This window comes from Phenylobacterium sp. (assembly GCF_030651755.1).
Classification (GTDB): Bacteria; Pseudomonadota; Alphaproteobacteria; order Caulobacterales; family Caulobacteraceae; genus Phenylobacterium.
On record NZ_JAUSBZ010000136.1, the window covers coordinates 1 to 8238 of the forward strand.

Sequence of the window (8238 nt, forward strand, 5' to 3'; positions counted from 1 at the left end):
TTCCTGGTCGGCTACGGCATGGACTCCGCCGGCCAGCTCCGTGGCCTGCCCTATGTCGGGGCGATGGACTGACACCCCAGCGATTGAGGGCGTTTCAACCGATCCTGCTCATACCGACGGCCCGCTAGAGCCAGTCCGGCATGGCTTCGCGGGCCAGCATCTCCTCATAGGTCGGACGGGGGCGGACGACGGCGAATTGGTCGCCCTTGACCATGACCTCGGGGACCAGGGGGCGGCTGTTATATTCGCTGGCCATGGAGGCCCCATAGGCGCCGGCGCTCATGAAGGCCACCAGATCCCCGGCTTCGAAGGCGGGTAGCGCACGGTCGCGGGTGAAAGTGTCGCCGGTCTCGCAGATGGGTCCGACCACGTCATAGGCCAGGGCCTCGCCCTCCCGGGGGCGGACGGGGCGGATGTCGTGATAGGCGTCGTACATGGCCGGACGCAGCAGGTCGTTCATGGCCGCGTCCAGCACCAGGAAGCGCCGCCCTTCGGGCCGCTCGTGGATGTGCACCACCTCCGCCAGCAGCACGCCTGCATTGGCGGCGATCACTCGCCCAGGCTCAAAGGCCAGGGTCACATCCAGGTCACGGGTCGCCTCAGCCACCACCTTGGCGTAGTCGGCCGGCGACGGCGGTTCGGGCTGGTTGAAATAGGGCACGCCCAGGCCGCCCCCCAGGTCCAGTCGCTCCACCGTCAGGCCCTCGGCCTTCAGCCGCCGGACCAGACCCGCCATCTTGGCGAAGGCGTCCGCCATGGGGGCGAGATCGGTGATCTGGCTGCCGATGTGGCAGGCCACGCCCACGGGTTTCAGCCAGGCGTTGTTGGAGGCCTGGGCGTAGAGCCGCTCGGCCTCGGCGAAGGAGACGCCGAACTTGTTCTCCGACTTGCCGGTGGCGATCTTGGCGTGGCCGCCGGCGGCCACGTCGGGATTGACCCGAAAGGCGATGGTGGCCCGCTTGCCCAGGGACTCGGCCACCTGGGCGATGGCGGCCATTTCCGGTTCGGACTCGACATTGATCTCGCAGACCCCGGCCTCCAGGGCGAAGGCGATCTCAGAGCGGGTCTTGCCGACGCCGGAGAAGACGATGCGTTCGGGCGGCACGCCAGCGGCCAGGGCGCGGCGGATTTCGCCTTCGGAAACGGTGTCGGCGCCAGCCCCCAGGCGCGCCAGGGTCTTGAGCACGGCCAGGTTGGAATTGGCTTTCACCGCAAAGGCGATCAGCGGATCGCGGACGCCTTCAGCCTCCAACGCATCGCGCAGCACCATATAGTGCCGCTCGAAGGTGGCGGTGGAATAGACATAGACCGGCGTGCCCACCGCCTGGGCGATGGCCGCGAGGGGGACGTCCTCGCAATGAAGCTCGCCGTCCCTCAGTTCAAAGTGATTCATCGGGGATTGGCGTAGGGGTCAGGCAGGGCGCCCTGTGGTCCCGAGGCGCTGGGGTTGGAGGATGTGCCGTCGATGGGCAGGGTTCGAGACGGCGCCGGGTTGGTCGACCGGGTGCGCGGGTCGACGGTGTCCACCGGCTTGTTGGCCGACGGGCGCGGCGCCACGACCTCGCCCGTGGCCGGATCGCCCCACAGGGGCGGGGGACGGTTGAGGCCGCCCGCTTGACCGCAGGCGGCGAGGGTCAGGGCGCTGGCCAGGGCCATGAGGAGGGGGGCGCGGAGGTTCATTGCAGCAAGTCCTTCCAGCGGGCGACCTGGGCGCGAACCTGGTCGGGAGCAGCGCCGCCATAGCTTTTGCGGCTGGCCACGGATGCGGCCGGTGTCAGAACCTCATAAACGCCGGAGCCGATGCGTGGGTCCAGGGCCTTCATCTCGTCCAGGGGCAGATCGGCCAGATCGCAACCCAGCTGCTCGGCGCGCTTCACCGCCGCGCCGGTGATGTGGTGGGCGTCGCGGAAGGGCATGTCGAGAGTCCGCACCAGCCAGTCGGCCAAATCGGTGGCGGTGGAAAAGCCGGCGCCGGCGGCCGCGGCCATGCGCGCTGCGTTGGGGGTCAGGTCGGCGACCATGCCGGTCATGGCGCCCAGCGACAGGTCGAGCACGTCGAAGGCCTCGAAGGTCGGGACCTTGTCCTCCTGCATGTCCTTGGAATAGGCGAGCGGCAGGCCCTTCATCACCACGGCCAGCTGTGTGAAGGCCGCCAGCATGCGGCCGGCCTTGGCCCGGACCAGTTCAGCGGCGTCGGGGTTCTTCTTCTGCGGCATGATCGACGAGCCGGTGGTGAAGGCGTCCGACAGGGCGATGAAGCCGAACTGCGGCGTCATCCAGATCACGATCTCCTCGGCCAGGCGCGACAGGTGCGTGGCGCAGATGGCGCCGGCCGCCAGGGCCTCCAGCGCGAAGTCGCGGGACGACACGCTGTCCAGCGAATTGGCCGTGGGTCGGTCGAAGCCTAGGGCCTTGGCGGTGGCGTGGCGGTCGATGGGGAAGGGCGAGCCGGCCAGGGCCGCGGCGCCCAGGGGGCACTCATTCATGCGCACGGCCGCGTCGGTGAAGCGCGAGGCGTCGCGGCCAAACATCTCCACATAGGCCATCAGATGGTGGCCGAAGGTCACCGGCTGGGCCGGCTGCAGGTGGGTGAATCCCGGCATCAGGGTGTCAGCGTGGGTCTCGGCCTGGGCCACCAGAGCCCGCTGCAGGGCCTGGAGCTGCCCGGCCGTGCGATGGCAGGCCTCGCGGACCCACATGCGGAAGTCCAGCGCCACCTGGTCGTTGCGTGAGCGTGCGGTATGCAGCCGCCCGGCCGCCGGCCCGATCAGCTCCCGCAGGCGGGCCTCCACATTCATGTGGATGTCTTCGTATTCGTCGCGGAAGGGGAAGACGCCGTCCGCGATTTCGGCCTCAATGCGCGAGAGGCCATCCTGGATGGCGGCCTCGTCGGCGGCCGAGATGACGGCTTGCGCCTTCAGCATCGCGGCGTGCGCCCGGGAGCCGGCCAGATCCTGCGGCGCCAGACGCTTGTCGAAGCCGATGGAGACGTTGATCGCCTGCATCAGGTCGGCGGGCTTGGCCGAAAATCGCCCGCCCCACATGGCCTGACCCTGGCCGGGGGCGTCCGGCTTCGCCATATGGGCATCCTGTGGCGGCGTATTGGAGGCTTTTTCGGTCATATGAGTGATCAATCAGAGGCGAAACCAGAGGCGAAACCTGGGCCGAACCTGTTTGGCTGGACCCTGTGGGGCGTCGCCGCCCTCGGCGTCGCGGCGGTGGTCTACATCATCGGCCAGGCTTCCACCAATCCAGATACCAATCGCGGCCTGCGCGCCTTCGCCAAGGGCGAAATGGCCGCCCTGCAGACCCCCGCCGACCCACGACCAGCCCCTGTGACGACAATCTATGATCCTGAGGGCCAGCCCCTGCGCCTGGGGGACTTCCGGGGCGAGGTTGTGGTGCTGAACCTCTGGGCCACATGGTGTCCGCCCTGCGTAGCGGAAATGCCGACCCTGGCCGCGTTGGCCGCCCACTATGAGGGTCAGCCTGTGCGCGTGCTGGCCGTCAGCATCGATCGGGCGGCCGATGTGGACAAGGCCCGCGCCTTTATCGCCCAGCACGCCCCCCTGGCCTATTACAGCGACCCCAATATGAAGCTCGCCTTTGACCTGACGCCCCCGGCGCCGGGCATGCCCACGACGGTGATCTACGGCGCTGACGGGATCGAAAGAGCGCGGCTGGCGGGGGGCGCCGATTGGGGCGGCGCGGACGCCAAGGCGGTCGTGGACCACGTGCTGGGGGTCCAGGGCGCCAACGTCAAGAATGGAACGCCGCGCCCTGGCTCATAGGCCAAGTCTGACGCTCTGAACGCTGCAGGAGGCTTCAGGCCGGCTCGCGTTTACGGGCGCCGGCCTGGGTCTGGGGCGTCGAGGGGACCGGCGCCAGGATGCGCAGGAAGCTGACCAGGGCGGTCCGGGCATCCGCGGGCAGATGCTCATAGACCGTCAACAGTTCCAGGGCGCCTGGCGTGCGCATGCGCGACAGCAGGTCGAGATCGACGCTGGGTTCTTCGTCGGGGGTGTCGAGAACGTCGAGCAGGTCGGTCACCCGGCAGCGGAGGGCCCGTGCGATCTGGACCAGCCGGGAGAAGGAGATCCGGTTGGCGCCGTTTTCGTACTTCTGAATCTGCTGGAAGCTCACGCCACATTGCTCGGCCAGGGCCTCCTGCGACATGCCAATGGTCCGTCGGCGTATGCGCACGGCAGCCCCAAGGGCGATATCCATGGGGTCAGGGCTCTTGGTGGTGGACTCCGGCAATTCAGTCTCCTTGTTCCCTGATCACCTCAACAAACGCCGAGGTGAAATGTTTCAAGCGTGAGAAGTTGTGAAGGCCTCCCGTCACTCGCCTAGCGTTGGTACCGCGACAGTTGCAAGAATGACGTTCTACGAAAATGGGTAGATTGTGACGTGGCGCGATGTCGCGGACGGCGCTGTACGGGTCAACTTCGCCCGCCTGGCTCCGCAAATGCATCGCAGGCGCGTTTCCAGCCGTTCAAGTTGCTGGGGCTGCCCGGCCAGGGCTGGCCAAGCTGACAGAGAAATTTGGGCGACTCCCTGACAACTGGGCGCTTCGCAGACCGCCCAGACCGCAACGTCGACGCATTTCAATCCGGCAATAAATTCGGCTGGGGACGCCTCTTCAAACCCCTGTGATCGTCCATCTGCCATGTTCGCCTCCATGGGAGAACAAAAGCAGAACTAGTAGAGCCTGGCGAATCCGCCCTGGATGAAGTCCGATTTCGTGCGCGACCGGAGGTGGCGCCTATGGGGCGAGGGTGCGAGAGGGTCGCTGATACGGGCGATGGTCCCTCGGCTGCCGATCCAGTCCCCTATGCGGGGATCGCGACCGTTCATTACTCAGGTTAAGTATATTGAAAACACGTCGCAAATCGTCGCATGCGCCCTGACCGCGCTCTGCGAATCAGGAGGCCGCCGCCAGGACTGGGTTGGGGACTGCGGCGTCCAGGTAGGTGCGCAACTCGGCGAGCGGCATGGGACGGGCGACCAAATAGCCCTGAATCAGATCGCACCCGAGACCAAGCAGGATGCTTTCCACTGCCGCGTCCTCAATCCCTTCGGCGACCACTTTCATGTTGAGACTGTGCGCAAGCTCAATGGTGGAGCGCAGGATCAGACGATCGCGTTCCGTATCAACCGCCATGGCGATGCTGCGGTCCAGCTTGAGTTCGTCGGCCTCGAGGAGTTTGAGATAGGAGAGGGAGGACAGCCCCACCCCGTAATCGTCAATCGAGATGGCCAGACCGGCCCGGCGGAAAGCGCCTACGGCCTCAATGGCTGCCTGTGGGCTCTCAATGACGGCGGTTTCGGTGACTTCCAGGCAGAGTTGCTGAGCCTGGCCGCCAACGGCGTGAAGCACGAAATCTCGGAAGGCGCGATCTCCTAGCACCCGTCCTGAGACATTGATCGACACCGTCAACTGGTGCCCTGCACGCCGCAGGGCCGCACTGTCGGCCAAAGCCTGGATGAGGGTCCATTCGGTCAGCTCACGGATGCTGCCAGTCTCCTCCGCGGCCACGATGAAGATGTCGGGCTGAATGAGGCCCCGCGTCGGGTGCGTCCAGCGCATCAGGGCCTCGACCCCGACAATGGCGCCATTCGCCGCCCGCTTGGGCTGATAGTGCAGGGCGATCTGACCTTCCTCCAGCCCCTGACGGAGGTCGCTCATCAACGAGATATTGAGCGACGGATCTTGGAAGGCCGCAGGTTGGAACATGAGGCGGCGTCGGTTCTGCCGTCGGGCTTCGTCGAGGGCGATGGTCGCCTGTTCGAGCAACCTCTCGTCAGTCTCGGCAGGGTTCCAGTCATAGGCTACGCCAAGGCGGAGGAAGGCGTCCACCAAGGCGCCGTCCACCTCATAGGCCGGATCCAGAGATTCAAGGCGAGCGAGTTCAGCTTCCAACGCCGAGGCCTCTCCCCGACCCACCACAAGGCCAAGCACGCCAGTTGAGATATAGCCGAGCCGGCTGGCGTGACAGGTCCGGAGAAGGCGGGCGGCGACGGCGCGCACCACGTCATTGGCCATCCCATAGCCGATAGCCGCCCGCATCTGGGCGTAGCGATCGACCCCGATGGCGACTACCGCAACAGCGCCATTCCCTCCGCGACGGGTCCGGGAAATTTCTTCCAAGAGCGCCCGGCGGTTGGGAAGTTCGGTTTCAGGCTCATGCATGGCCAGATGAAGCAGGCCAGCCTCCCGGGCCCGGACGATGTCCTCACCCCGACGCTTCAACTCCTGCTGAATGGCGACGGCGAGGCAGAAAACCTGGGTCAGCAGCAGGGGAGTGACGGGCAGAATGACCGGAGCCATCGCCTGGAAAGCAAACGGGGCCCCAAGAACGAAACTCAGGACCAGCAAGTGCCGACGGGCCAACCCAGCCAGCGCAGTCGCCTGACGGGCGGGTCGGAGGGTCAGGGCCACCGTGACGATCAGGATCAGGGTGACCAGGGGATGGGGGAAATAGAGAGCTCGCCCCTGAACGAGGCTCTCATAGGCCAGGGCATGGACGACCACGCCGGGCAGGATCCCATGGCGGGGGGTGGCGAGATTATCGCCCAATTCCAGGGCCGTGGCCCCGATCAGCACCGCGCGACCACGCACCAGGGCCGGGTCGAACCCGTTCTCATAGACATCCTGAAAGCTGAGGGTCGGAATGCTGGCCGGTTGAATGCCGTAGTCGATATGGAACGGCGCTGTGCGCCCGAAGGGCTCGCCCGCCATCAGGGCGGCCATGCTTGGCCGGAAGGCGTCGCCGGCGGAAAAGCCCCGCAGATAGCGGCGGACCCGTCCGTCGCTGTCGGCCACCACATTGACGCTGGCGAGCAGCGCCTCCTCGGAGAGCGCCGCCAGTGGGGTGTTCTCGACCATGGACGCATCCGGCGTGCTGCGCCGAGCCGGCTGGACGAATGTCGGCAGGATCACCGCGCCTGGGGTCTGGGCGATGGCGCTCGCAAACCTGTGGTCCATTTCCGGGGTGGATTTGGCGCTGAAATCCACGTCGAAACCCACAAGTCGCGCGCCAGCAGCGTCAAGATGGTCGAGCGCCTGGGCATACCGATCCCGGCCCCAGGGCCAGACTTCGGCGGCGTTGAGGCTCGCCGCGTCGATCTCGACCAGAACCATTCCCTGGCTCGCCGGGCGCTGGATCAGGCCGAAGCGCTGGCTGGCCAGGGCGTCCTCAACGGGTCGAAGGGCGCCGCTGGCCGTGATCGCGACCACCAAGCTCGCGATGGCGGCGACCGTCGCCCAGAGCCGGACGAAGGCGAACCGGGAGGGTCTGGGGGCGAACCGTCTCATGGCGCCTAGGGCTGTCGGCCCTGGCCTCCGCCGTTTCCGGTATTAGCGCCTGGACCGGCCGGGACGTTGGCCAGAGGACCGCCGCCATTGCCGTTGTTGGCGTCCGGGCCAGCCGGGATGCTAACGGGGGGACCGCCGCTGTCGCCGATATTGGCGCCTGGACCGGCCGGAACGTTGGCTGGGGGGCCGCCACCATTGCCGTTGTTGGCGTCCGGGCCGGCCGGAACGCCGACGGGGGGGCTGCCGACGTTACCGTTATTGGCGCCTGGACCGGCCGGGACGTTGGCCGGAGGACCGCCGCCATTGCCGTTGTTGGCGTCCGGGCCGGCCGGAACGCCGACGGGGGGAGCGCCGCCGTTACCGTTATTGGCGCCCGGACCGGCCGGGACGTTGGCTGGGGGGCCGCCGCTATTGCCGTTGTTGGCGCCCGGGCCAGCCGGGACGCCGTCGTCACTGCCAGGATGGATCGCAGGGGCTCCAGGGGCGCCGAGACTGGCCGACTGAGCGACAGACTGCGCCATGGCGGCGAGGGACGCGTTCGCCAGGGTTACGGCCGTGTTGACGCCATTGGACGCCTCTACCGCCGACCCATCAGGGCCTAGACCGGCTGTCGGCGTCGGACTCATATCCCGGGCGGGGGAGGCCGCCGGACCCATCACGACGCCCTCGGAAACTTGGCTGTAGTCCAAGGCCGGCAAGGTCTGGCCCGACGGCTCAGCCGTGGCCACCGCAGCAGGCGTGATCACCCCGACCTGGTCAGGAGTCTCGCGGGTCACCCGGCCGGTGACGCCTGAGGCGATATCGTTGGGCTGGCCACCGCCGTTGGCCCGCACCTCCACAAGGCCTTCGGCCACGTGGACGGTGTCGCTGACCGCGCCCACCGAGACCGTGAAAGTGGTGCCCTTGACCACGGCGGCGAG

6 protein-coding genes and 1 pseudogene are annotated in these 8238 nt (G+C 67.2%); 1 reads left to right on the forward strand and 6 read right to left on the reverse strand.

The window, feature by feature from the left end; genetic code table 11:
• Positions 1-124: 124 nt before the first annotated feature.
• The 3 genes from lysA to argH are packed head-to-tail and all read right to left on the reverse strand — an operon-like array spanning position 125 to position 3122.
• The gene (gene lysA / locus Q7V15_RS12710; protein WP_304756026.1) at positions 125-1393 is read right to left on the reverse strand and encodes a diaminopimelate decarboxylase; all 1269 of its coding nucleotides are present in this window, start codon (positions 1391-1393) and stop codon (positions 125-127) included.
• Positions 1390-1680, reverse strand: coding sequence for a hypothetical protein (locus Q7V15_RS12715; protein WP_304756028.1), 291 nt, complete (start codon positions 1678-1680; stop codon positions 1390-1392). Before Q7V15_RS12715 ends, lysA begins: the two co-directional genes overlap by 4 nt.
• A complete protein-coding gene (gene argH, locus Q7V15_RS12720) occupies positions 1677-3122 on the reverse strand; it encodes an argininosuccinate lyase (RefSeq protein WP_304756030.1) in 1446 nt (481 codons plus the stop codon). Before argH ends, Q7V15_RS12715 begins: the two co-directional genes overlap by 4 nt.
• On the opposite strand from argH, the gene Q7V15_RS12725 reads away from it, so the two are divergent.
• Positions 3123-3791 carry a TlpA disulfide reductase family protein gene (locus Q7V15_RS12725; RefSeq protein WP_304756032.1) on the forward strand — a complete coding sequence of 223 codons (669 nt, stop codon included), beginning with the start codon at positions 3123-3125 and terminating at the stop codon, positions 3789-3791. It abuts the gene before it with no gap.
• Positions 3792-3825: 34 nt separating this feature from the next.
• Here the strand turns inward: Q7V15_RS12725 and Q7V15_RS12730 are convergent, their stop codons facing one another.
• From Q7V15_RS12730 to Q7V15_RS12740, 3 genes and pseudogenes are all read right to left on the reverse strand, one after another.
• On the reverse strand, positions 3826-4260 hold the full coding sequence (locus Q7V15_RS12730) for a helix-turn-helix domain-containing protein (protein WP_304756034.1): 435 nt from the start codon (positions 4258-4260) through the stop codon (positions 3826-3828).
• A 664-nt stretch (positions 4261-4924) separates the two neighbouring features.
• Positions 4925-7318, reverse strand: coding sequence for an EAL domain-containing protein (locus Q7V15_RS12735; RefSeq protein ID WP_304756036.1), 2394 nt, complete (start codon positions 7316-7318; stop codon positions 4925-4927).
• Between the two features lie 5 nt (positions 7319-7323).
• Positions 7324-8238, reverse strand: a pseudogene (locus Q7V15_RS12740) (hypothetical protein); the annotation flags it as partial.